The organism is Acinetobacter sp. SM34 (assembly GCF_022012365.1).
In the GTDB taxonomy this organism is placed as follows: Bacteria; Pseudomonadota; Gammaproteobacteria; order Pseudomonadales; family Moraxellaceae; genus Acinetobacter.
On sequence record NZ_JAKLTP010000001.1, the window covers coordinates 235,803 to 259,457 of the forward strand.

General features: G+C 41.6%; 19 protein-coding genes and 1 pseudogene. 11 read left to right on the forward strand and 9 right to left on the reverse strand.

Annotated features, from left to right (window positions below):
• Nucleotides 1-13: 13 nt before the first annotated feature.
• The 3 genes from LZZ98_RS01100 to LZZ98_RS01110 all read left to right on the forward strand — a co-directional run bounded on the left by LZZ98_RS01100 (nucleotide 14) and on the right by LZZ98_RS01110 (nucleotide 4,329).
• The gene (locus tag LZZ98_RS01100) at nucleotides 14-214 is read left to right on the forward strand and encodes a hypothetical protein (protein WP_237786289.1); all 201 of its coding nucleotides are present in this window, start codon (nucleotides 14-16) and stop codon (nucleotides 212-214) included.
• Nucleotides 215-496: 282 nt separating this feature from the next.
• Entirely contained in the window at nucleotides 497-3,508 is a 3,012-nt protein-coding gene (gene gyrA, locus LZZ98_RS01105) for a DNA gyrase subunit A (RefSeq protein WP_237786290.1), read from the forward strand.
• A gap of 95 nt (nucleotides 3,509-3,603) precedes the next feature.
• Nucleotides 3,604-4,329, forward strand: coding sequence for a hypothetical protein (locus LZZ98_RS01110; RefSeq protein ID WP_237786291.1), 726 nt, complete (start codon nucleotides 3,604-3,606; stop codon nucleotides 4,327-4,329).
• Nucleotides 4,330-4,398: 69 nt separating this feature from the next.
• Here the strand turns inward: LZZ98_RS01110 and gltP are convergent, their stop codons facing one another.
• From gltP to LZZ98_RS01135, 5 genes are all read right to left on the reverse strand, one after another.
• Nucleotides 4,399-5,694 carry a glutamate/aspartate:proton symporter GltP gene (gltP, locus tag LZZ98_RS01115; RefSeq protein ID WP_237786292.1) on the reverse strand — a complete coding sequence of 432 codons (1,296 nt, stop codon included), beginning with the start codon at nucleotides 5,692-5,694 and terminating at the stop codon, nucleotides 4,399-4,401.
• A 270-nt stretch (nucleotides 5,695-5,964) separates the two neighbouring features.
• Nucleotides 5,965-7,071: an ABC transporter permease gene (locus LZZ98_RS01120; protein ID WP_237786293.1), complete on the reverse strand. Its 1,107-nt coding sequence runs from the start codon at nucleotides 7,069-7,071 to the stop codon at nucleotides 5,965-5,967.
• A complete protein-coding gene (locus tag LZZ98_RS01125; protein ID WP_237786294.1) occupies nucleotides 7,068-8,198 on the reverse strand; it encodes an ABC transporter permease in 1,131 nt (376 codons plus the stop codon). The genes LZZ98_RS01120 and LZZ98_RS01125 overlap by 4 nt, the downstream gene beginning before the upstream one ends.
• Before the next feature lie 2 nt (nucleotides 8,199-8,200).
• Complete coding sequence (locus LZZ98_RS01130) at nucleotides 8,201-9,382, reverse strand: HlyD family secretion protein (RefSeq protein ID WP_237786295.1); 1,182 nt, start codon at nucleotides 9,380-9,382, stop codon at nucleotides 8,201-8,203.
• An 18-nt stretch (nucleotides 9,383-9,400) separates the two neighbouring features.
• Complete coding sequence (locus LZZ98_RS01135; RefSeq protein ID WP_237786296.1) at nucleotides 9,401-10,891, reverse strand: TolC family protein; 1,491 nt, start codon at nucleotides 10,889-10,891, stop codon at nucleotides 9,401-9,403.
• A gap of 352 nt (nucleotides 10,892-11,243) precedes the next feature.
• Between LZZ98_RS01135 and serC the strand changes: the two genes are divergently transcribed.
• On the forward strand, nucleotides 11,244-12,323 hold the full coding sequence (gene serC, locus LZZ98_RS01140) for a 3-phosphoserine/phosphohydroxythreonine transaminase (protein ID WP_237786297.1): 1,080 nt from the start codon (nucleotides 11,244-11,246) through the stop codon (nucleotides 12,321-12,323).
• Between the two features lie 83 nt (nucleotides 12,324-12,406).
• Here serC and LZZ98_RS01145 read toward each other — a convergent pair whose 3' ends face one another.
• Together LZZ98_RS01145 and LZZ98_RS01150 are read right to left on the reverse strand one after the other, a co-directional pair.
• Nucleotides 12,407-12,547: a hypothetical protein gene (locus LZZ98_RS01145; protein ID WP_237786298.1), complete on the reverse strand. Its 141-nt coding sequence runs from the start codon at nucleotides 12,545-12,547 to the stop codon at nucleotides 12,407-12,409.
• Nucleotides 12,548-13,046: 499 nt separating this feature from the next.
• On the reverse strand, nucleotides 13,047-13,976 hold the full coding sequence (locus LZZ98_RS01150; protein WP_237786299.1) for a hypothetical protein: 930 nt from the start codon (nucleotides 13,974-13,976) through the stop codon (nucleotides 13,047-13,049).
• Between the two features lie 270 nt (nucleotides 13,977-14,246).
• Here LZZ98_RS01150 and LZZ98_RS01155 point away from each other — a divergent pair, with 270 nt between their 5' ends.
• Nucleotides 14,247-14,717 carry a YaiI/YqxD family protein gene (locus tag LZZ98_RS01155; protein ID WP_237786300.1) on the forward strand — a complete coding sequence of 157 codons (471 nt, stop codon included), beginning with the start codon at nucleotides 14,247-14,249 and terminating at the stop codon, nucleotides 14,715-14,717.
• A gap of 12 nt (nucleotides 14,718-14,729) precedes the next feature.
• Nucleotides 14,730-15,641, forward strand: a complete 912-nt coding sequence (locus LZZ98_RS01160) for a DMT family transporter (protein WP_237786301.1) — start codon at nucleotides 14,730-14,732, stop codon at nucleotides 15,639-15,641.
• A gap of 5 nt (nucleotides 15,642-15,646) precedes the next feature.
• Here the strand turns inward: LZZ98_RS01160 and LZZ98_RS01165 are convergent, their stop codons facing one another.
• Nucleotides 15,647-16,216, reverse strand: coding sequence for a PilZ domain-containing protein (locus LZZ98_RS01165; protein ID WP_086175625.1), 570 nt, complete (start codon nucleotides 16,214-16,216; stop codon nucleotides 15,647-15,649).
• A 23-nt stretch (nucleotides 16,217-16,239) separates the two neighbouring features.
• On the opposite strand from LZZ98_RS01165, the gene LZZ98_RS01170 reads away from it, so the two are divergent.
• The 3 genes and pseudogenes from LZZ98_RS01170 to LZZ98_RS01180 all read left to right on the forward strand — a co-directional run bounded on the left by LZZ98_RS01170 (nucleotide 16,240) and on the right by LZZ98_RS01180 (nucleotide 20,684).
• Nucleotides 16,240-17,475: a lipoprotein-releasing ABC transporter permease subunit gene (locus LZZ98_RS01170; RefSeq protein ID WP_237786302.1), complete on the forward strand. Its 1,236-nt coding sequence runs from the start codon at nucleotides 16,240-16,242 to the stop codon at nucleotides 17,473-17,475.
• Nucleotides 17,468-18,151 carry a lipoprotein-releasing ABC transporter ATP-binding protein LolD gene (gene lolD / locus LZZ98_RS01175; RefSeq protein ID WP_237786303.1) on the forward strand — a complete coding sequence of 228 codons (684 nt, stop codon included), beginning with the start codon at nucleotides 17,468-17,470 and terminating at the stop codon, nucleotides 18,149-18,151. Before LZZ98_RS01170 ends, lolD begins: the two co-directional genes overlap by 8 nt.
• A gap of 84 nt (nucleotides 18,152-18,235) precedes the next feature.
• Nucleotides 18,236-20,684: pseudogene (locus LZZ98_RS01180) on the forward strand (DNA internalization-related competence protein ComEC/Rec2).
• Nucleotides 20,685-20,706: 22 nt separating this feature from the next.
• Here the strand turns inward: LZZ98_RS01180 and LZZ98_RS01185 are convergent.
• Nucleotides 20,707-21,675 carry a lysophospholipid acyltransferase family protein gene (locus LZZ98_RS01185; protein WP_237786304.1) on the reverse strand — a complete coding sequence of 323 codons (969 nt, stop codon included), beginning with the start codon at nucleotides 21,673-21,675 and terminating at the stop codon, nucleotides 20,707-20,709.
• A gap of 131 nt (nucleotides 21,676-21,806) precedes the next feature.
• Between LZZ98_RS01185 and sppA the strand changes: the two genes are divergently transcribed.
• Together sppA and LZZ98_RS01195 are read left to right on the forward strand one after the other, a co-directional pair.
• Nucleotides 21,807-22,832, forward strand: a complete 1,026-nt coding sequence (gene sppA, locus LZZ98_RS01190) for a signal peptide peptidase SppA (protein WP_237786305.1) — start codon at nucleotides 21,807-21,809, stop codon at nucleotides 22,830-22,832.
• Entirely contained in the window at nucleotides 22,829-23,632 is an 804-nt protein-coding gene (locus LZZ98_RS01195) for an alpha/beta fold hydrolase (protein WP_237786306.1), read from the forward strand. The genes sppA and LZZ98_RS01195 overlap by 4 nt, the downstream gene beginning before the upstream one ends.
• Nucleotides 23,633-23,655: the final 23 nt, after the last annotated feature.

Here is a 23,655-nt window from a genome sequence, read left to right on the forward strand (position 1 = left end):
TTTTTATGCCTGGATGTTTGTAGCTCATTTATTTTTAGAGGGTGAATGTGGCCATTCTGACTCAAGAGATAGCATTTCAGGGGCATTAAACAAATGTACATCTTTTATGGTTGTACAAGGTGGTTCAGGTTTAATGCATTTGGACAGCTATGGTGGGACAGATTTAATCGATTTATATTTTTTTAAAGTCGAAAACCCAATTTTAACTGAATAAATAGCTTGGGAATTTAGGATTAAAATTGGCTGCAGAATGCTAAATAAAATGAACTAAATCACATAAAATTCCGACAAATGAAAGTGCTGAAAAAATAAACGATAAATTATAGAAAATTAACAGGATTAACATACGTGATATGGCACAAAAACCACAGAATTTATGCTATAATTTACGGCTGTATTTAGACTTTAACTCAGCTTATTTTGAGTTAATTTTTTGCTAGATTGATTATATAAAACGAACAGTTTTAGCAATAGCTGTTTGTAATAAGGAGTATGCATGAGCGTATCGGAAATCCGACCGATTGCCATTGAGGATGAACTCAAAAGCTCATATCTCGACTATGCCATGAGCGTTATTGTTTCTCGTGCATTACCTGACGTGAGAGATGGCTTAAAGCCTGTTCATCGTCGTGTGCTTTTCGCTATGCACGAATTGGGCAACGACTACAATAAAGCATACAAAAAGTCAGCCCGTGTAGTCGGTGACGTGATCGGTAAATATCACCCGCATGGTGACTCTGCTGTGTATGAAACCATTGTTCGTATGGCTCAAGACTTTAGCTTGCGTTATCAATTGGTGGATGGTCAAGGTAACTTCGGTTCTGTCGATGGTGATAGCGCAGCAGCAATGCGTTATACCGAAGTCCGTATGCGTAAGCTCACCCATGAACTTTTGGCTGATCTGGAAAAAGATACAGTCGAGTGGGAAGACAACTACGACGGTTCTGAACGCATTCCACAAGTCATGCCTACACGTGTCCCTAACTTGCTGATTAACGGTGTAACCGGTATTGCAGTCGGTATGGCAACCAATATGGCACCGCATAACATGACTGAAGTTGTGAATGCGTGTCTGGCTTATGCAAATAATCCCAATATCAGCATTGAAGGGTTGATGGAGCACATTTCTGGTCCAGATTTCCCTACCGGCGGTATTATTTATGGTAAATCCGGCATTGTAGATGCTTACCGTACCGGTAAAGGCCGTCTGCACATCCGTGGTAAATACCATATTGAAGAAGACCCTAAAAACGGCCGTAATACCATTGTTTTCACTGAAATTCCTTATCAGGTCAATAAAGCAAAAACCATTGAGCGTATTGCCGAGTTGGTAAAAGAGAAAAAACTGGAAGGTATTTCTGAACTTCGTGATGAGTCTGATAAAGACGGCATGCGTATTGCAATTGACCTGAAGCGTGGCGAAAACGCTGAAGTGATTGTCAACAACCTGTTCTTGAATACCCAGTTAGAGAATTCATTTAGCATCAACATGGTCTGTCTGGACAATGGCCAGCCGAAGTTGATGAACCTGAAAGACATCATCGCTGCCTTCATTCGTCACCGTCAAGAAGTGGTAACCCGTCGTACCATGTTCGAACTGCGCAAAGCGCGTGAACGTGGTCATATCTTGGAAGGTTTGACTGTTGCACTTGCCAACATTGATGCCATCATTGAAACCATCAAGACTTCTGCCAACCCGGGTGAAGCGCGTGAGCGTTTACAGGCGGGTGAGTGGGCTGCGGGTGGCGTAGTTGCGTTGTTAGAAAAAGCAGGTTCAGTTTCTGTACGTCCAGACGAGATTGACGGTGAAGATCCAAGCCGTCCATTCGGTTTAGATGGCAATGTTTACCGTTTATCTCCAGCACAGGTTGGTGCAATTCTTGAATTGCGTTTACACCGTTTAACCGGTCTTGAACAAGACAAGTTACATGCGGAATATTCTGAAATCTTGGGTCAAATTGCTGAACTTACTGCAATTTTAAATGACTTCAATTTGTTGATGAATGTTATTCGTGAAGAGTTAGCCTTGATTCTGCAACAGTATGGCGATGCACGTCGTACCGCGATTGTTGAATCACGTATCGACTTCTCGCGTGAAGATCTGATTCCAGAAGAACAAGTCGTATTGACTGTTTCTAAAACAGGTTATGCGAAAACCCAGCCACTTTCTGACTACGCTGCACAGCGTCGCGGTGGTCGTGGTAAGTCTGCAACTTCAATGAAAGAAGATGATTATATCCAGCATCTGATCGTGACATCGAACCACGCAACGGTTCTATGCTTCACCGATGTCGGTAAAGTATATCGTCTGAAAGTATTTGAAGTGCCGCAAGCATCACGTGGTGCCAAAGGTCGCCCAATGGTGAACCTGTTGCCGCTTGATGCAAACGAAACCATTACAGCGATTCTTCCGGTCATTGATGCGCCGAAGAAATTTAAAGATCGCCTGGTTGATTTCAAGGCATTTGTGAAAGCCAATGCTGCGAAACTGCAAGAAAATGAAATTATCAATTCACATTATGTTGAACTGGAAGCAGCGCTTGCTGAACTGGAAGATGGTGCAGATGACCTGTCGGACGCATTACGTATTCAGTTGAAACAGCTTGGTTTAGAGTTGTCGAGCACTGATCTGGATGATGACATCATCAATGACTTTGCACAGCAAGCTGAAGCGGTACGCAAAAACTTCTATGTGTTTATGGCGACTGAGTACGGTACGATTAAACGTGTAGAGCTTGAACAGTTCTCGAATGTGCGTTCAAACGGTTTACGTGCGATTGAATTGAATGGCGACGATACCTTGATTGGTGTGGCAATTACCGATGGCGAACAGCAAATCATGTTGTTCTCGAACGAAGGAAAAGCGATTCGTTTCGCAGAAACTGATGTCCGTTCAATGGGTCGTTCAGCGAAAGGTGTACGCGGTATGCGTGTCACCATCGGTGCAGCAGCACAACTGGAAGAAAACGACGAAGCTGATGTAGAGACTGATGATGAAGATGCTTCAGATTCAGCATTGATCAGCCGTATCGTTTCGTTGGTGGTTGTACCGGAAACTGGCGAAGTGTTATGTGCATGTGCCAACGGTTACGGTAAACGTACCCCGGTGGGCGAATTCCCGACCAAAAAACGTGGTGGTAAAGGTGTGATTGCAATTAAAACATCTGAACGTAACGGTGAATTGGTCGGTGCAGTCTCCATTGATGAAAGCAAAGAGCTGATGTTGATTTCTGATGGTGGTACGATGGTTCGTACCCGTGCTTCAGAAGTTGCTACCACAGGTCGTAATGCACAAGGTGTTCGCTTGATCCGTCTAGGTAACGAAGAGCTGCTCGTAGGTGTTGTTTCTGTTGAAGCAGTTGAAGAAGATGAGTTTATTGAAGCAGTGGAAGGCGAAGAAGTAGTTGCCTCTGAAGCTTTAATTGATTCTGAAATTTTGGTGGATGATGAAACTATTGCTGATGAAGCTGACACTGAATCGGATTTAAGAGATTCTGACGCAGAATAAGTTTTGACTTAAAAAGAAAGGACGCGTAAGCGTCCTTTTTTTTGTTATAAATATAAAAAATTAATAAGAGATCAGGAATGATTTGTCATTTGTGTTTGGAAGATAAAAAGTTAAGGAATTCACATTCAATTCCAAATGGCGTATTTAAAAAGTTAAAAGAGAATTCTATTAATAACTCACTTTTAATACAGTTAGATGCCAAAGTAGATAGCTTAGTTGAACTAACTCAAAATACGTTTAATTGTGAATTGCTTTGTGCTGAATGTGAACAGCATTTAGGAAAATTAGAAAAAGTCTTTTTGGAAACTCTATGGTCTCAGAAATATAAAAATAAAGTAGGGAAGTATTTGATTATTGAAAGTGATAGTTTGGATGTAATTAAAATAGTTATTTGCTCAATATTTTGGCGCATGTTTTATGCAAAGAGGGTATACCCTCAATTTAATTTTGTACATATAGATAAGGAGATAGCTGAAAAATTACGATTAAGTATTCTAAATAAGGATATTAATTGCCTGCTAAATATAGATGTAAATATTTATCCTGTCAGAGATAGGGTACATGATATGAAAAAATGTGCAGGATTTTATACTTCTGATTGCAAAAAATTTTATTACCTTCTTATAGAAGGATTATTGATTGAGATATTTAATCCTAAAAATTTAGGTAAAATAAAAATTGGAAAAAATAAAGTTACTACTGTAGAAATTGATCCCAGAAAAGATAAGAAGCTTTTTCAAGTTCTATATCAACCACATGCAAAGCTCAGAAAGGAACTATTTCCTCAAAAAATTTTAAATCAGTTAAATTTTGAAAAATGAACCAACTATCTTTTCAAGATGTGAATGCATAAAAAAGGAAGCCGAAGCTTCCTTTTTTGATGTTATGAATTATGCAGCTTCTTTCATTTCAACTTGATAATCTTTTTGCTTTTCAGCATCGAACTGGCCTTCCCATTTACTGATCACAAGAACAGCCAACGAGTTACCAATTACATTCAATACAGTACGAGCCATATCTAAAATACGGTCAATACCGGCAATAAATGCTAGACCTTCAAGTGGAATACCCACACTACCCAAGGTTGCCAACAGCACAACAAAAGACACACCAGGAACGCCGGCAATACCTTTAGAAGTAATCATTAGGGTTAACACCAGAATGACTTGCTGGGTGATGCTCAAATCAATACCGTAAAGCTGTGCAATAAAGATGGCTGCAATACTTTGATATAAAGTCGAACCATCCAGGTTAAACGAATAACCGATTGGAATCACGAAACTGGTAATGGATTTAGGCGCACCATAAGCTTCCATTTTTTCCATAATACGCGGTAATACGGTTTCAGAACTGGCAGTTGAATAGGACAGAATCAGTTCATCTTTTAGAATTTTAATAATTTCCCAAATACTGAAACCACAGAATTTAGCAACCAGTCCTAAAATGACAAAGATGAAGAAGAAAATAGCACCATAAACCAAAACGGCCAACTTCACTAATGGAAGAAGCGAGCTAAAACCAAAGTTCGCAACGGTTACCGCAATCAGGCCAAATACACCAAAAGGTGCAAAAAGCATAATCATGTGCGTTACTTTGAACATGGTTTCAGAAACAGCATGCAATACATCAATGAGCGGTTTTCGGGTTTCTTTAGCTAAAGAGCCTAAACCTACACCAAAAATCACCGAGAAGAAGATGATTGGCAACATATGCCCATCAGTCAGTGATCCAAAAATATTGGAAGGGATCAAAGATAAAATGGTATTCACCAGACCATGAGAATGGCTACTCACTTCCTGTGTGGTTTGCTGATATTGAGAAATGTCAGTTTGTGTCAAACTCGACATATCAATACCGGCGCCCGGCTGGAACACATTGGCTGCAACCAGACCGACCAGAATGGCAACGGTGGTGATGACTTCAAAATAAACAATGGTTTTGAAACCGAGTTTACCCACATTTTGACCATGACTTGCATTGGCAATACCCAAAATAAGCATTGAAACGACAAGCGGAATAACGATCATCTTAATCAAATTAATAAAGATTGAACCCAAAGGACTCAGCAGATTATTAATCAGAGTTTCACGATATTCGGGAGAATAATGTAGAAAAGAGCCTACAAGCACACCTAAAATGAGCGCAATGACGATTTGCCAAGCAAGACTAATCTTAATCTTTTTCATGCTAAGCCCTTAAAATCAAATTTTTAATAAAAAAAGCTGCTATAACACTGTCGATATCACATCGGCATGTTACGGGGAGCGTGGGAATGAATCATATAAAAAATATTCATGAAATATGAACTGGGGGCTATTTTGCATCGATTAGTATATTCAATCTAACTTTTTTCTTCATAATTGATTTGAATGGTTAAAAAAAAACCAGTTTTAGTTTAAATAATAATCAAATTGTAAAGTTTTATTTAATAATCTTATAATGTCATACTTAAAAGATTATTTTTGAGCAGCTCTGGTCAGACGGAAATATCCCCATACCAGACAGATTCCGGCAAAAGTCACCAGATAAATCATTTTCGGAATGACCAGCTGGGTAGGCACGCCCATTTGGTTCAATTGAATAAACATCTGTATGCCTTGGGTGGAAGGCAAAATATTTCCCAACCATTGCATCCACTCAGGCATGGCTGCGTGTGGCCATGCTGTCCCTGATAGTAAAAATAGCGGAATGGAAGTAAAGACAATCACATGTCCTGCGCGTTCCGGCATATCCAGAAAAGATGCAATCATCAAGCTCAAGCCAATCACGCAACTTACAAATATAGGCACAGCAATCAACATACCGATGAAGTTGCCACCACGCGGATAATCATTCAGCCAAAAGGTAAATCCAAACAGGTATAAACAGCCCAGGAAGCCGATAGTCAAAATGGCACTGAATAATGCCCAGAATTCGGTTTGACTCGGTGTCCAGTTCTTTTCACGATAGCCCGTAATCAACATGCACAACCCTAGCAGAATGGTCTGATGGATAATCAGCGGTGCAACGGCAGGGAAAATATAACTGCCATAACCGGACAGGGTATTAAATAAAGGAATTTGATGAACGGAAAGCGCAGGGGAGAAATGCGAAATATTGCCAAATTTCTGCACCTGTTCGGCAAGCGCATGCTCAATAGAGGCTGCTAGACCCAAACCAATCTTTTGGGTTTTTAAAAAATTGGCCGCACTTAAATATAAACCGATGCCGCCCACTTCACCACGACGGATACTGCCGGATAAATTGTTCGGCAACAATAAAATAGCATCGGCCTGTTGCAGCTTGATCATCTGTTCCGCTTCGGCAAAATTACCTGTGACTGCCTTAATTTGTACATTCGGGCTTTTAGCCACTTCGCCAATAATGCTGGATGTCACCAGGCTTGGTTCTTCATCCACAATGATAATCGGCAAGGATTCGGCATGTTCTGCCTTGTAAGCTGTTGGATAGAAGAAACTATATACAAATACCGAGAGCACCAAAGTAGTCAAGATCGAGCTATTGGCGGAAATATCTTTAAAGGTTTTAAAATAAAAGTATAGAAAGTTTTTGAGAGTTTTCATGCCTGTACTCCCTTTACATACTTTTTAAGAAAGAGATAGGCAGTAAACAGATAGAACAGGCAATAAACGGCTAAAACCACAAGCGGTAGCAGTGAAATGGATATTGGGCTGCCCACGACCCATTGTTCCGTTTGTAACTTGGCATAAGGGGTATAGGGAATAATATTGGACCAGAATTGGGTAAATAAGGGTGCATTGTTCAGCGGTAAAGTCACGCCGGCAAAACTTAAAGAAGATCCGCCATAGACGGCAATAAAACCAAAACTTTTAGCCAGATTATGTGTGGACAAAACCACGGTACTGCTGATAAAGGCATATGCGCTATAGAGAAGAAATTGTCCTAATAAAATAGGCCAGAGTTGTCCCTCTACAAACCAGCCACGAAATTCAATGAGCCAGAACATCCATAACCAGGTCCAGAAACTGAAAATCAGCACATAGGTCATATTCTTGGAAAGTAGGGCAAGCCATAAATTTTGACCATCGAGCCATGTTTTTGTCGTACCAAATTTCAATTCCTGTCCCACGGCAAAGGCCACGCAGCAACACAGTAATAGATGCAAAATCGCTGGAATCATGTACGGTTCTAAATAAAATTCATAACTTAAGCCCGGATTGAACAGTGGCGAAATTTTGACATTCGGTGTGGGTGCATCCAGATAAGGAATCCGGTTTTCCAGATATTGCTGACCGCCAAAATCGGCAATCGCTTGTAAGGTGCTCATCAGCATGGCCGATGAAATGCTATTGCCGACACTAAAATAGCTTTGATTATAGGCAATACTGATTTCAGCATCCTTGGCTTGTACCAGCCGTTGTTCGGCACCTTCCGGAACAGTGATATAACCCCAAATTTTATTTTGATTAAGCAGCTGTTCAACCTCATCCTGGCTGCTGGAAATGCTGTTGATGCTCAGGCTGTGATTCAGGCCGGCATGATGGATAATCGTCCGGCTCAGTTCACTGTGGTCTTGGTCAATAATCGCAATTGGCAGATGGCTGGGTTTGCCTTGGGCAAACATATTGGCGAACAGCACAATCATCAATGCCGGGGCCAGGGTGACCATACACAAGTCCCACTTATGCTTGAGCAAATAGCCAAGTTCACGCAGTATGCCATGCAGCATGATCAAGACTCTTTGATTTTAAATAGCACGCTCATGCCGACTTTTAAATCTGCAATCGGCTGGGCTGGAGTAAGCTGAATCTTGAAACTGCGAATATCATAGCCACCGGTTTGGCGTGTGGTTTTAATGGTGGCGAATTCACCTTCGGCATCAATATTTTTGATCTTGAACAGGGCCTTTTTGTTCAATGCAGGAATAAAACCTTCAATCGATTTGGCCTGATAGACCTGTGCATACTGATCTTCACGAATATTTAGGCTGACCCAAAGATCATCATCCTGAAGAATACTGATCACAGGTACACCCATAGCCACCAGTTCAGACACCTTGCCATAGGTTTTAGACACTGTGCCATTGATTGGAGAAACCAGTTTGGTTTCGGCTTCTAGTGCATTGGCCTCCGCAACGGCGGCTTTGGCAATTTCAACCTGTGCATCTGCGGAGGACTTTTGTTCTGCTGTGCTGCCACGTTTGGCACGTGTATATTGCTGATAAGAAGCTTCGGTCATTTGCGCGGCAGATTGTGCGGCTGCATGCAGTTCATCACGACGTTGTCGGGAGATCACCCCTTCCTTAAACAGGTTGGCTCCACGCTGATAGGTGGTTTGGGTTAAATGCTGCTGGGCTTTCAGGCTTTGCCAGTTGGCATATAAACTGGCGATATTTTCCTGTTGTGAACCGCGGTTCGCTGTGGATTGCAATGCTAAGGCAGATTGCAGGCTGGCCAGAGCCTGTTGCTTTTTGGCTTCAACTTCAGGACTAAATAAGCGGATCAGTTGCTGGCCTTTAAGCACTTTCTGACCATCATGGATATACATTTCTTCAATGCGGCTCGGTACTTTGGTACTGATATGAATAGTTTCTGCTTCAATACGTCCTTGCAGCTCAACTTCCTTGGGCTGATAGCTTTTCCATAACCCAAATCCAATTAGGCCTAGAAGCAAGATCAGTATGATGATGCCAACCACTTTAATGGTAGCTGAAGATTTTGAATCTGTATTTTCAGTGGCTGGCGCTTGCGCTTGTTCTGAATAGCTGAAAAATGCTGAATCTGTATGATTTGGCTGTTCTTGAGACTGCTCTACAGTATTCAATTCATTTTGCTGAGCGGATGGATTGTTAGCAGCCTCTTCTGATGAGGTCTTTTCTGTATCTTGATCAGCTTTGTTTTGATCTTGAGTCATTGTATTCCCCATCAAAAATTAACGAATATAACTGGTATTAGACTGACTGATGTAATTCTGGAATTGGTCAATCGAACCATGACTTTGCAGTAAAGTCGCCAGTGACATGACATATTTATAGGCATTCAGCGCCATCTCACTTTTTAAAGCATTTAAGCTATTTTGTGCATCTATCACCTGGGTTGCCGTGCCCATATCTTCCTTAAAAGATAAGGTCTGAATACGCAGATTTTCCTGGGCAGCCTGGACATTTTGTTGCAGCAGTTGGTGGCTTTGCTGCGCAGCCGAAAGCTCATTGTAAGAGGTGTAAATAATATTTTCGACTTCCTGCTTAGTGCGCTCGGTTAACAGTTGCGATGCATAGCGTTGCAGTTCTGCAGCCTGAACATTTTTGTTTTTATCTATGCCGGAAAATAGGTTATAGCGTGCAACTACACCGACAATCCAGTTTTGCTTTTCATCTAGGCTGTATTCTCCAAAGGCAAACAGGTTGGGTTTTTTCGCTGCGCTTTGAGCCTTAACATTGGCATTGGCCAATTGGGTATCCATCTGCATTTTCTGGATCAGTGCAGATTGCTCCGGATAGCTTTTTAACAGCGCATTCAGGTTCTGATTTTGGCTGGAATTGACAAATAATGGCGTGCTCAGTTCGGTAATCTGGCTACGCTGTAACAGGTTATTCAGCTGAAACAGGCTTGATCTTAAATTGGCTGCTGTATTTTGCACACTACGCTCGGCATTGTTCTTTGCAACTTCAAATTGCATGCGCTGACCTTTGCTGATGAATCCCTGGCGTTCCAGTTTTAAGGCATTGCCGTAATGCGTTTGCATGGCATTAAAATTGGACTGACTGGAGGCCAAAAGTTGCTTCTGCAATTGGGCATTAAAATAAGCCTGAATCAGTTCAAAGCGTTGTGTATCTTGCTGTTGCTTGCTATTCAATTGACTGCGCTGTGCCTTAAGATCAGCCATTTCCTTGGCACTTGAGGTCAGGCCGCCGGTATATAAAGGCATTAATACTGAAACGGTAGGACGGATTACTTGATCTTCCAGTACCACATTGGCCGAGTCGGGAAATAGCCCAATACCGCTATGAATGGTTTGATTCAGTCCTTGTTTTAAAGGATCAGAAATATTGGAAGGAAGGTTTTCTTGATTAATACGATCGTTGATGCCTTGAGAAAGCGTTCGTTCCAAATTGCTTTTAAAAGAATCCAGAGGAATGTCGACTTCATTATGAAAGGCATAGGCACGCACATTTAAATCGACTCGGGGCAGACCTAAACCCTTGACCGCCTCGGCTTGTAATTGTGCGGATTGTTGTAAAGCCTGATTGGCCTGCGTGGTGTAAGAGTCTTTCAACAGGCTCTGTTCGGCCTGCACATAACTGATGCTTTCAGCAAAAACCTGCGCTGGGCCAAGCAGGCTGGCCGTACACACTCCAAGACGAAAACCATGTTGTATGAGGAGTGCAATTTTCTTGGCTTGTGCAGGTACATGCAGTGACATTGCTCAGATTCTCAATTTCTTTGTAACAATTATATTGCATAGATTGAATTGTATGTCTAATCAATAAGTTGTTGTATTGTTTAATATGCATTTGTATATCAATCACGTGATTAGATTTTTATTCCCGCCTATTGCGGGAGCAACTTTGAAAAGATTAGAAATAAGATGCAGTTGCACCTTTAAGCCTACTGGCAGGGAATGCAAAAGGACTTATTAAAACCAATCTTTATTGAGATTTTGATTTTAAATGTCCGACAGCATTGAAATATTTTCAGGATAATTTACTGCAAGCACCGGCTATCTGTGGTTAAATGCCATCATTTTATTGTGTTTCACTCTGAAAGGAAAAATCATGCGCGCGTACAATTTCTGTGCTGGCCCTGCTGCATTACCGACTGCCGTTTTAGAAAAAGCTCAAGCTGAATTGCTCGATTGGCATGGCAAGGGTCTTTCGATCATGGAAATGAGTCACCGTAGCAGTGACTATGTGGCTGTGGCAGAAAAAGCAGAAGCAGATTTGCGCAAATTGATGAACATCCCGGAGAACTACAAAGTATTGTTCTTGCAAGGTGGTGCTTCATTACAATTCTCTGCCATTCCTTTGAACCTGTTGGGTAAAAACAACAAGGCTGATTATATTCATACCGGAATCTGGTCTGAAAAAGCGTTAAAAGAAGCACAACGTTATGGCGATATCAATGTCGTGGAAGCGGGTACAAGCATTAACGGTAAATTGGCGATTACTGAGCAAAGCACCTGGAACTTATCTGACGATGCTGCTTATGTACATTATGCAGATAACGAAACTATCGGTGGCCTTCAGTTTGCAGGCATTCCTGAAGTGAATGCACCACTCGTATCTGATTTATCTTCAAGTATTCTTTCAGCACCGATTGATGTATCTAAATTTGGTTTAATCTATGCCGGTGCGCAAAAGAATATTGGTCCAGCTGGCTTAACTTTAGTGATTGTGCGTGAAGACTTGCTGGATCAGGCGAAACCTGAAATTCCAAGCATTTTGAAATATTCTGCGCAGGCGAAGAATGATTCAATGGTGAATACACCATCAACTTATGCTTGGTACTTGTCTGGTCTGGTATTTGAATGGTTACTTGAAAATGGTGGCGTGGATGCTATTCACAAAGTAAATCTTGAAAAAGCAAAATTACTTTATGGTTATATCGACTCTAGCGATTTCTATGCTAACCCGATTGCTGAACAAAACCGTTCAATCATGAATGTGCCATTTACCTTGGCCAATGCTGACTTGGATAAATTGTTCCTGAAAGAAGCTGAGCAAAACCATTTGCTTAACTTGGCAGGTCACCGTTCAGTGGGTGGTATGCGTGCAAGTATTTACAATGCTGTACCATTAGAAGGCGTGCAGGCTCTGGTTAACTTTATGGATGACTTTGCCAAACGCAATGCTTAATTCCTAAAGCTAAAAAGCCCATCACATGATGGGCTTTTTATTGGCTGAAATAAGCATGGTAAAAATAAGTGGTTAAAATAAGCTTAAAAAATAAAGTGATGCAAAATATAGGCAGACATAAACATACCTAAGATAAAGAACAGGCATGAAATGCTGTCTAACTGGAAGCGTTTAGTAAGTTGATGGCCAACTGTTTGTATATTTTCTTCTTGCACGATTTTCATGGAAATTCTATTCCGATTTATTTATCGTTAATTTATATGGATAGTTTTTATTTTTAGCATAAAAAATTGATTAAATAAAGTACTAAATAAAAATATGTAATTAAAATATTTATTTTATTGGCCAGAAGATCAGCTGGCTTGTCAGATTCTTGTCCCTAGAGGGTTATGGTGGATAACAGAATTAAAAATAAGGCATAAAAATATAATAGCTGTAGTAGTTAGTTAAAATAAAATTTTGAATTTAAAATTGTGGATAAGTTATTTTAACTTGAATTTAAAATCGTTAAATATAATGTGTATCTGTGGATAAAATTTAATCAATTTGTGAGTAGAGATAATAAAATTTAGACTTCTTTTATAAATTCCTTTTATTTATCCCAGAGGGAGAAAAATAAAGAGGGGATGAATAATGATGAAAGAAGAGTATTAAAGAAATAAAAAAAGCAGCACCATAACCTGAGAGGATAATCCTGTTGTGGTGCTGCTATGGTTAGAAGATTTATTTTTTAGCGTAAATATTCACTTGAATCCATAAATTGCCACGAATGAATTGGCCAATTTCAAAGTCTTTATAAGCCGGATTCTTGGTGGCAATACGAATCAGGGTGGCTGCCTGATTTTCATCATGAATTAAGGCAACATCATAAAGCGTATATTCCTGCTGCATAAATGACATGGAGGTTTTACCGACAATATTGCCTTGGAACCATGCTTCATCTTCCTGCCCCATATTTTCGCCATACAGATAGGCCACCATTTTGGAAAAATCGACGGTCACCGGTTCTTTATCATCTTCCGATTTGGGTTCCCAGGCATCAATCTGTTCTTGTAAATTGGCAGGTGCCACGCCGTTATTGGCGGCCAGAATGTCATTCAATGCACGGTGATGTTTAATGGATGCCGGATCATCCACCACCAGTTGCTCATGGTCGGAAACAGCTTCCAGTTCATAGGCCCAGGCATTGAGCTGCACAAGATAAGGTTGATCTTTTTCATAATGGTCATGATTGACGCTATAGAGCGTATCGAAGGCGTACACAATGGTATTGGCCCCCAAATTCAAACGTAGTACCGCCTGAGTGTTGGATTTACAGGTGATAATCCGTTCAATGATGGCATTCACTTTGTAGGGACTTTCAAAACTCGGAAAGGCGGTTTTGACCGCTCGGGGCTTGTTGTTTTCAACGGCAATGACCTGGGTCATTTGCACGGTTGCCTGTTTAGGTCCTTGAATAAGCCAGGCTGACGCGTCCATATCGGCTTCTTCTTTACATAAACCCATTGGCATCACTGGTGCATCAAGTGCCAGGCCTAACCACTTGGGCACATCGGTACATGGTTGATCTGTAAGCAGATTCCAATGTTCGACATGACTGCCAAAGTTCTGGTCTTCAATGGTGATCAGTTCTGGTCTATTTTGATTTTTCATATTCACAATTGATGTTGGGCTGTATTTATCTATTAAATCGAGGGTTATTGTTAAATTTCAAGTCAAGGGACTAAATTTAACCATTAAAGTCGCTGAAATAGATTCAAAATCCTGTATCTGGATGCGATGAAGCCTGCAAATGTGTCATGGAAAGCATGACCATCTGAATTAAATCTAAAAACAGCGAATTAGCTGAATCAATTTAGCCATCCTTCTATCGTATGGAATTTGCTAAACTACAGGCTATTCTTTTTTGACTATGGATGTGGTGTGCTGCCATTTAAACTTTGGGTCGATGCCGATGCATTGCCTAAAATCCTGCGTGATGTGATCATTCGCGCTTCTGACCGTTATCAGCTGGAAGTAACTTTTGTAGCCAATCAAAATGTGGGGATTACCCCATCCGTACGGATTAACTCTATTCAGGTGATGAGTGGCGCAGATGCTGCAGATAAAGAAATTATCGAGCGCATGAAAGAGCATGATATCGTCATGACCCAGGATATTCCCTTGGCTGCTCAAGTGATTGAAAAAGGGGGAATTGCCATTCATCCTCGTGGTGAAATCTATACCACTGCCAATGTAAAAGCACGTCTGCATTTACGTGATTTCATGGATTCTTTACGCGGAGCAGGTGTCAATACGGGTGGTCCACCCCCGATTTCTGAACGCGATAAACGCGAATTTTCCAGTTCACTGGATCAAACCATCCAGAAACAGAAACGTAAAACTGCACTGTAATTTGAGTCCGTCATGCCGTCAAAAAGCAACATCATGTCCACATATGCCTTATTGGTGTTTATTTGGGCTACCACGCCACTGGCAATTGTCTGGAGTGTTTCGGACATCCATAGTTTGTGGGCGTTGGCACTGCGCTTTTTCATTGCCTTGCCTTTAGCATTGGGCTTATTGGTGGTACTGAAAATCAAGTTACCGACCAATGCCATTTCCTTGCATAGTTATGTCGCTGGTGCCTGTAGTTTTATTGGTTCGCAAATCTTTACCTATTTGGCCACGGCCTATTTAAGCTCAGGCATTATTGCCTTGATGTTCGGTTTGGCACCGATTATGACTGGATTAATCGGTCGTTTTGCTTTTAACATTCATCTGCAACGGGTGCAGTGGCTAGGGATGTGTATTGCGGTCTTCGGATTGGGTATTATCTGTCTGGGTGGCAGTGAACATCATGTCCAGCCCATGGGCATAGGGCTAATGCTGATCAGTGTTTTTGTCTATTGCGCATCCATTTTCTGGGTCAAAAAAGTCAATGCACCGCTAAAACCCATGGCTCAGGCAACCGGATCCATTCTGGTCTCTAGTCTGTTCGCACTGTGTATGCTGCCGTTTATCTGGCAGCATGCGCCAGATCATCTGCCTAATACCAAGGCATTAATCGGTTTGTTTTATGCGGTGATTATGGCTTCACTATTGGCGATGTTCTGTTATTTCAAACTGGTACAGAATATTAAGGCAACCACCTTATCGTTGACCACTGTATTGACGCCTATGTTGGCCATGCTGTTTGGAGCACTGCTGAATGATGAAAAATTATCGCTGATGGTTTTTGTCGGTGCCTTTATTTTGTTGTTTGGCCTGTTTGTTTATTTTTACCGTGATCTTAAGGCGAGCCAACATCTCGCCATCAAGATCAAGTCTAATCCCTAAATTTTTTAATCTTTAGGTTTGCTTACCGTAATACATTCAGCAAGTTTTACCCGGTCTTGTGGATGTAAAGTAATAAAATAAGCGCCGGTACGGAACTTACCGTTCTCTTCTGCACGGCTATAGACTACCTGGGCAGTCGCGGCAATATGGAAAAAATTCTCAGGGTGGCTGAGCGTGACATGAATATACGTTCCTTCCTGAATAGGGCGCTCGCTAAAGAAGCTGAAACCTGTTTCGGAAAAATTAACATGTTCCGGTATTGGTAACATGGATTGTACAATTGCATCGTACAAAGAACCGGTAATAAGGTTTAATTTTTGATTGAATAAGGATAGTATTCTAGCAATTTGTTGATCTTTTTCAGTTAATTGTTCTAATTCGTAGTTTACTGCGTGATCAAATTGATCTAATTCTGCGAGTAGTAGAAAATAGCGGGGCAGCACAAAGTTAGGATCATAAGGGTCATTAAGCGCGACATCATCAGAAATAATCTGATAATTAACTCGCAAGGCAGCATCTATACGCGACATAACGCGGCGTTCCATATTGGCGCTTTGATGCTGTAAATTTTCCATAATTATTCCTCGGACTAAATGGTATGTTTAAACCAATCTCGCTGTACATAGGGTTGAGATATACTCGCGCACGGCGTAGTAACCACTTTATTTCTTTTATTGCTCTGGTTTCTATGATCGGTCTCACCTTAGGTGTGGCTGTATTAATTACAGTCTTATCCGTAATGAATGGCTTTGACCGAGAACTGAAAAACCGTGTATTGGGAATGATACCTCAAGCTACTGTTTCTTCAACACAAATATTAAAAAATTGGCCAGAACTTGCAAAAAAAGTTGAGCAGCATGAGCATGTCAGGGGTGTAGCGCCCTTTACCCAACTGCAGGGAATGCTGACTGCGCAAGGGCAAGTCGCTGGAATCATGGTCACAGGTATCGAACCCGAATACGAAAAGAAAGTTTCGATTATCCAAAATCATATGGTTGCAGGCAGTATTGATAGTCTGAAAAAAGGTGAATTCGGCATTGTTTTAGGTAAACAAATGACCGATTCACTGGGTTTGGGATTAAACGACAATATTACTTTAGTGCTTCCTGAAGCAACGCCGTCTCCTGCAGGGGTGGTGCCACGCTTTAAGCGCTTTAAAATTGTCGGTATTTTCAGTATCGGAGCGGAAGTGGATTCCATGATGGGCTATATCGCCCTGAATGATGCTTCAACTTTATTGCGCTTACCTGATGGTGCCCAAGGGGTACGTTTAAAACTGGATGATATTTTCCGAGCGCCTGAAGTGGCTGATGATATTGTTAAGGATCTGCCAAACAATTTTTATGCATCAAACTGGACCTATACCCACGGTAATCTATTCAGCGCCATCCAGATGGAAAAAGCCATGGTGAGCTTGCTACTGTTCCTGATTGTACTGGTGGCTGTATTTAATATTGTATCGTCACTGGTGATGGTCGTCACCGACAAGAAATCCGACATCGCGATTTTGCGTACCTTGGGTGCTTCACCTGCAACCATTACCCGAATTTTTATGGTACAGGGTACTATCATTGGCGTGATCGGTACGGTTTCAGGTGCCATTCTGGGGATTATTTTTGCTTCAAGTATTAGCAATGTAATTGGCTGGTTGAATACCGCATTTGGATGGAACCTGTTTGATGCTTATTTCATTAATTATTTGCCGTCTTATTTACGTTGGCAAGATGTGCTGGTGATTGTGAGCCTGTCTTTAGTTTTAAGTTTCCTTGCCACGATTTATCCGGCATTACGTGCTGCAAAAACTCAACCAGCAGAGGCCTTACGTTATGAGTAATATTGTCCTCGAAGCCAAAAATATCTCGAAAAGCTTTACCGATGGCAAAACCACGGTCGAGGTGATTAAAAACTTGTCTTTACAGGTTAAAGCGGGTGAGTTTGTTTCTATTGTCGGTTCGAGCGGTTCCGGTAAAAGTACCTTGCTGCATGTGTTGGGTGGGCTGGATGGTCCAACAGAAGGCCAGGTGTTTTTAAATGGCAAGCGCTTTGATACGTTGGGTGAAGCTGAACGCGGTTATTTACGTAATCAGCATCTGGGATTCGTCTATCAGTTCCATCATTTGTTGCCAGAGTTTACTGCACTGGAAAATGTTGCAATGCCACTAATGCTGCGTGCAGGCACTAACTACAAGCAATCTAAGGAGCAGGCAGAATACCTGCTCAATCGTGTCGGGTTGTCGCACCGTATGACTCATAAACCCGGTGAGCTGTCTGGTGGTGAACGCCAGCGTGTGGCATTGGCGCGTGCCTTGGTCGCAAAGCCTGAATTGATGTTGGCAGATGAACCGACAGGTAATCTGGACCGTAAAACGGCAGTGAAAATTTTTGAACTGCTCAGTGAGTTACGTGATGAGTTCAATATGGCAATGCTGATTGTGACCCATGATGAACAGCTGGCCCAGACTGCCGATTCGATTTTGCATATGCAAGACGGTATTTGGATCGATGCTTAGACGCTGATCGATAAATTAAAAAATCAATTGAAGCTCACTTCGGTGGGCTTTAATATTGCACAAAATAAAAAAATTATAATAACAATGATTCAAATGATCTGTATCGGCTGGGTGCTGGGCATTGCAACAATGGGGAAAACTTTTCCACTGTTGCAGTTATGGCTGGTTCCCAGTATTGCTCTGTTTATCCTGACTTTGCTGTTAAAGCTGACAGTGCTCAAACATATCCAGCGCTTGTATTTTAAGTTTTTACAGCTTTGCATCGCCTTCTGTCTGGGCCTAACACTAGGCTATCACTATGCTGAACTTCAATTAAATGAGCGCTTGCAGTTTCGGGAACAACAGCCTGAAGTAGTGGAGGTGATTGGCTATGTTAAAAACCTGAATGAATTAGGCGATCATTCAATACAACAAAAAAATTCAGATACTGAATCGGCATACAGAAGTGGTGCAATGGCAGGCATTTTTAAAAAATGCGGCAGATGCAGATTCATCTACCGTACTTGAATTAGGTCAATATTATCGTTTACATGGCCAGATTCTGCCAGCGCACAGCTATGCAACTGAAGGTGCTTTTGATCAAGAGCAATGGTATATCCAGCAAAATATCATGTCTGGATTTAGAGTTTCTGCAATAGAAAAGCTGTCACAACAGCAAGTAGCTGCTTTGGGCTATGGTCGACATCTTAGGCAACAAGGTTCTGTTTCCAATCAGATTCAACTCTGGGTCGAACAACAGCGTTTAGCATTGCGCAATTTTATCAATCAGCAGCCGGTGCAGCATAAAGGTTTAATGCTGGCTTTATTGACCGGAGATAAAAGTTTACTTGACCCTGAAACTGAACAGTTATTTCAGCGTTTTGGCATGAGTCATTTACTGGCGATCTCTGGACCGCATGTGCTGATTTTTGCTGTACTACTGTGTTGGAGCCTGCATCAGTTCATCAGTCGTTATCGGCCGCAGATTTATTTAAAATGGCCCAAGCAATATCTGCTGATCTGGCCTTTTTGCGCGAGTGTAGCACTGTACTGTGCATTTATCGGTTTTGAAATTCCGGCGTTAAGAACGCTGTTTAGCTGTGTATTGATCAGTCTATTTATCTTATTCAAACAAAAGGTTCGACCGCTTAATATTTTGCTGTTCAGTGCATCTATTTTATTAATTTTTGATCCCTTCAGTATTTTATCGGCTGCATTTTGGCTGTCTTATGGTGCATGCTTTGTGTTGTTACGTATTTATCAGACCGTTCAGCAGCAAAGTGGTACGGATGAGCTAAAGAGCAGAATTCAAAGCATCAAAATGCAGCTGAAACTTTTGATTGAATCACAGTGGAAAATATTTCTGGCTTTATTTCCCTTGATGATGCTGTTTTTTAAGCAGATTGCATGGATTACGCCACTGAGTAATCTGTTTGCCATTCCCTGGATTGGTCTGGTGATTGTGCCTTTAGATCTGCTTGCAGCGCTGTGCTATTTCATTGCTGAACCTTTGGGCAGTCTGGTTTTTCAACTCAATGACCTGGGTCTTGCAGCTTTGCTGTGGTTATTGCAACTTCTAGACTGGCTGTTTGCTCCGACATTACAGCCCATTGCCATGAATTTTGCCGTGTGGCTCAGTCTATGTTTAGGCTTAATGATTCTATTTTTACCGCGAGCCGTGTTGCCTAAAGCCTGGGCGGTATTGTGTTTTGTTCCTTTGATTACCCTGGATGCCAGTAAAAACCAGTTTGAATTAAATGTATTGGATGTAGGGCAAGGACAAGCAATTTTTATCCGCGATCAAGATCAGACCCTGATGATTGATATGGGGGGCAACTATGATGAGGCTAAATTTAGTATCGGCAAGCAAATCATTTTGCCCTTTTTATCGGTGAAGGGTGTGGATCAATTGGATCAACTGATTTTGACCCATCTCGATCTGGATCATTATGGCGCTTATCAGTCGATTAAACATGACTTGGCGATCAAGCAGGTCTATTCCAATGAGCAAATTGAAATTCCAAGTTCAAGCCGGTTTGATTATTGCCGGCAGGGCCTGCAATGGCATTGGAAAAACCATGTGGATATGACCGTGTTGTCACCCAAAGCCGAAAATTTGGCCTATGCCAAGGCTGAGAAAAATGAAATGTCCTGCGTGATTTATTTACAGGTGAAAAATGCCCAACCTTATCAGAATTTTTTACTGATGGCAGATGCCGGCTGGCAAACCGAATATCAAATTTTACAGGATTATCCTGATTTAAAAGTGGATGTACTGATTTTGGGGCATCATGGTAGTCAACATAGCTCGGCCTATGCTTTTTTAAAGCAATTAAAACCGAAACTCGCGATCGCATCGGCAGGATTTAATAATCGTTATGGACATCCAAGTAAAATGACATTGCAACGTTTACGGCAGCTGGATATTCCTTTATTGACCACAGTTCAGCAGGGCAGTATTCAATTTACTCAACAGGCCGATGGACAAATGCAATTACATTATGCACGCGAACACAGGCAATGGTTAAACCGTACAACGCCAAGGTTTCAATAAAATGCCCAATTCTAGCGCCTACTTATCCTTCCAAGCTAATTGTAGCTTGAGCTGCAGTCTCGGCACGGATTTTATCTACCAAGGCTAAAGCCTCTGTTTTATTGAGGTGATACAGTGCATCCAATTCGGGGCTGGCTTTAAAGCGTTTATAGCTCCAATGGTAATGCTCAGGGTAACGACGGATCAGGTTTTCAATGGCTTGAAAAATAATGCCTGTACCTTGATTGGTATTGACGTTATAGATGCGTTCATCAATTGCTTCAAAATGTAGATCAAAACCCTGATCATCATTACGCAGTGCATATAAAAATAATGTTTTGGCTTTGGTTTTTTGGATCAGTTTGGCACTTAAGTTACTGGTGGCCAAAGGCAGTCCAAAATAAGGAATCATTTCACCACCAACGTTTGGGGTATGGTCTGGCAAAATAACTGTCGTCCCACCTTGTTTTAAGGCCTTAAAAATCTGGCGAACGCCGGATTCATCGGTAGGTACTAAAGTTGCCTGTTCGCGGCTACGGGCATTACGGACAAACAGATCGGCCGCTTCATTTTTCACCGGTTTGTACATGATGGTCATTTTGGTAAATTGGGCAAGATAGGCATTCATGATTTCCCAAGTACCAAAATGAGGAACAATTAAAACCACGCCTTTGTTTTCGGCAAGTGCATCCAGTAACAGCTGTTTGCCGTGTACGTTGTGAATGCGTGCAAGATTGGCTTTATTGCTGGAACCCCAAATACTGAAGAATTCAAAATATGACATCAGTTCATTGCGAATGGCTTGAGCAGTAATTTTTTCCCGTTCTGTATCGCTCAGTTCAGGCAAGGCAATATTTAAATTCAGTCGAATGGTTTCTGAGGTTTTAGAAATTTTAAGAGCATTGACCAGACCAGCTAAACCACGAGCTATAAATCGAGAAATTTGAATAGGTTGTCGGCTAATAAACTGCAAAAGACGATAGGTTGTATTCTGGGAGCTTCGATCGGTCATTGTTGTATTGTCAATTGCATCATAAATGGAAAAGATAAATTTATTATAAGGGAAAACAGATAATTTAGACAGATTTACCCGGATCAGTGTATATAATGAGTGCAATTTAACTCAACAGTGGATCGTTTTCCATGTCCGATTGGCCGCCAAAACCAGAAAATGAAATTCAGAACACACAACATAATAGTCAAAATATATCTGGAAAAGAATGGCATATTTTAGAAAAAGCCGTTTTAGCTTCTGTAGAAGAACAGCGCCGTGCACGTCGTTGGGGAATCTTCTTTAAATGTCTAACTTTTGCTTATATTCTTTTTATTTTAGTGCTACTGGCTAAAAGTTGTAGTACATCTACTGCAGATCCAACAGCAACCACCAGTTCTCATATTGCAGTGGTCGATATTATTGGCACTATTGCTGCAGATAAGCAATCCGTAAATAGTACCGATACAGTCAAAGCGCTAAAGAAAGCCTTTGAAAACAAGCAAAGCAAAGCCGTGGTTTTAAATATTAATTCACCAGGCGGTTCACCGGTTCAATCGGATGAAATCTGGCAGGAAATTCAATATTTGAAGAAAGCCCATAGCGATAAAAAACTGTATGCCATCATCGGTGATACCGGTGCCTCAGGGGCATATTATATTGCCTCTGCTGCCGATGAAATTATTGTTAATCCATCAAGCCTTGTGGGATCGATTGGTGTGATCATGCCGAATTATGGCGTGAATGGTTTAATGCGGAAATTAGGCGTTGAAGACCGCACCATGACTTCAGGTGAAAATAAAGCCATTTTGTCGATGACTCAGCCGGTGGATGCTGCGCAAAAAGCTCATGTGCAAGGGGTGCTGGATAATGTACATGAACACTTTATCAATGCCGTGAAACAGGGACGTGGTAAAAAACTGAAATCGACTGATCCTGCAATATTCTCAGGTCTGTTCTGGACTGGTGAGCAAGCAGTGAAATTGGGCATTGCAGACCGTACTGGCAGTTTGAATAGCTTAAAACGAGAACTGAAGCTTGAAAAAGCAGTCAATTACACCATCGAATATAGTCCTTTCGATTCTGTACTGGGGCGTGTAGGCAGTTCCATGGGGAAGGGTTTTGCCAGCTCAATTTCACAGCAAGTCCAATCTGAACAAACAACAAAATTGCAATGAAACCAGTAATCCACTTTGCGCACGCCAATGGCGTGCCATCGAAGGTTTATCAAAAATTGTTTGATGGGCTGAAAGATGAATATGACATTATTTATGTACCATTGCTTGGGCCGGACAAGCGTTATCCCATAGATAATCACTGGAATAGCCTGACCAACCAAGTCATTGATAGCATTGTGCGCCAAGCACAGGGCAGACCTGTGATTGGTTTGGGACATTCCTTGGGTTCGGTGCTGACTTTTCAGGCTGCACTGAAACGTCCGGAATTGTTTAGGCAAGTGATTATGCTCGACCCGCCACTGATCATGGGTAAAGAATCTTTGGTGTTACATTTTGCTAAACTTTTCAAGTTAAAAGCACTGGATAAAATGTCACCTGCCGGATTGTCCAAGCGTCGTCGTGATCATTGGGAGAGTCGTGAACAGGCGGCAGAGTTACTTAGACCCAAGGGTTTTTATCAAGACTTTGACGCTGACTGCTTTCAAGCCTATATCGATTATGCATTGACGGACGATAAAGCTCGCGGTGGCGTAGAGCTGACCATTCCCAAGCAGGATGAAGTAGAGATCTTCCAGACTAATCCTTCGCTTTGGTGGTTGCCTCAATCCAAACCGAAGCTACCGGTACATCTGGTGGTGGCTGAAAAAGGGCCTTTTCTAGCACGCAAGTTTCCACAACAGGTGCAGAAGAAATTCGGTATTCCTTTTGAGGTATTTAAAGGTGGACATATGTTCCCTTTGGAGCATCCAATCGACGTTGCAGAATTAATCAAGCAATTAATTCAACAGCAGTCAGCATAATTTCTCTGATTGTGAAATAAGAA

Coding starts and splice junctions, on each gene's coding strand:
- LZZ98_RS01130 (WP_237786295.1), bottom strand. CDS start 9,382: ATGACTCAAGATCAAAACAAAGCTGATCAAGATACAGAAAAGACCTCA.
- LZZ98_RS01100 (WP_237786289.1), top strand. CDS start 14: ATGTTTGTAGCTCATTTATTTTTAGAGGGTGAATGTGGCCATTCTGAC.
- LZZ98_RS01160 (WP_237786301.1), top strand. CDS start 14,730: ATGCCGTCAAAAAGCAACATCATGTCCACATATGCCTTATTGGTGTTT.
- LZZ98_RS01125 (WP_237786294.1), bottom strand. CDS start 8,198: ATGCTGCATGGCATACTGCGTGAACTTGGCTATTTGCTCAAGCATAAG.
- LZZ98_RS01150 (WP_237786299.1), bottom strand. CDS start 13,976: ATGAAAAATCAAAATAGACCAGAACTGATCACCATTGAAGACCAGAAC.
- LZZ98_RS01165 (WP_086175625.1), bottom strand. CDS start 16,216: ATGGAAAATTTACAGCATCAAAGCGCCAATATGGAACGCCGCGTTATG.
- LZZ98_RS01195 (WP_237786306.1), top strand. CDS start 22,829: ATGAAACCAGTAATCCACTTTGCGCACGCCAATGGCGTGCCATCGAAG.
- LZZ98_RS01170 (WP_237786302.1), top strand. CDS start 16,240: ATGTTTAAACCAATCTCGCTGTACATAGGGTTGAGATATACTCGCGCA.
- LZZ98_RS01120 (WP_237786293.1), bottom strand. CDS start 7,071: ATGAAAACTCTCAAAAACTTTCTATACTTTTATTTTAAAACCTTTAAA.
- lolD (WP_237786303.1), top strand. CDS start 17,468: ATGAGTAATATTGTCCTCGAAGCCAAAAATATCTCGAAAAGCTTTACC.
- LZZ98_RS01185 (WP_237786304.1), bottom strand. CDS start 21,675: ATGACCGATCGAAGCTCCCAGAATACAACCTATCGTCTTTTGCAGTTT.
- LZZ98_RS01145 (WP_237786298.1), bottom strand. CDS start 12,547: ATGAAAATCGTGCAAGAAGAAAATATACAAACAGTTGGCCATCAACTT.
- gyrA (WP_237786290.1), top strand. CDS start 497: ATGAGCGTATCGGAAATCCGACCGATTGCCATTGAGGATGAACTCAAA.
- serC (WP_237786297.1), top strand. CDS start 11,244: ATGCGCGCGTACAATTTCTGTGCTGGCCCTGCTGCATTACCGACTGCC.
- LZZ98_RS01135 (WP_237786296.1), bottom strand. CDS start 10,891: ATGTCACTGCATGTACCTGCACAAGCCAAGAAAATTGCACTCCTCATA.
- gltP (WP_237786292.1), bottom strand. CDS start 5,694: ATGAAAAAGATTAAGATTAGTCTTGCTTGGCAAATCGTCATTGCGCTC.
- sppA (WP_237786305.1), top strand. CDS start 21,807: ATGTCCGATTGGCCGCCAAAACCAGAAAATGAAATTCAGAACACACAA.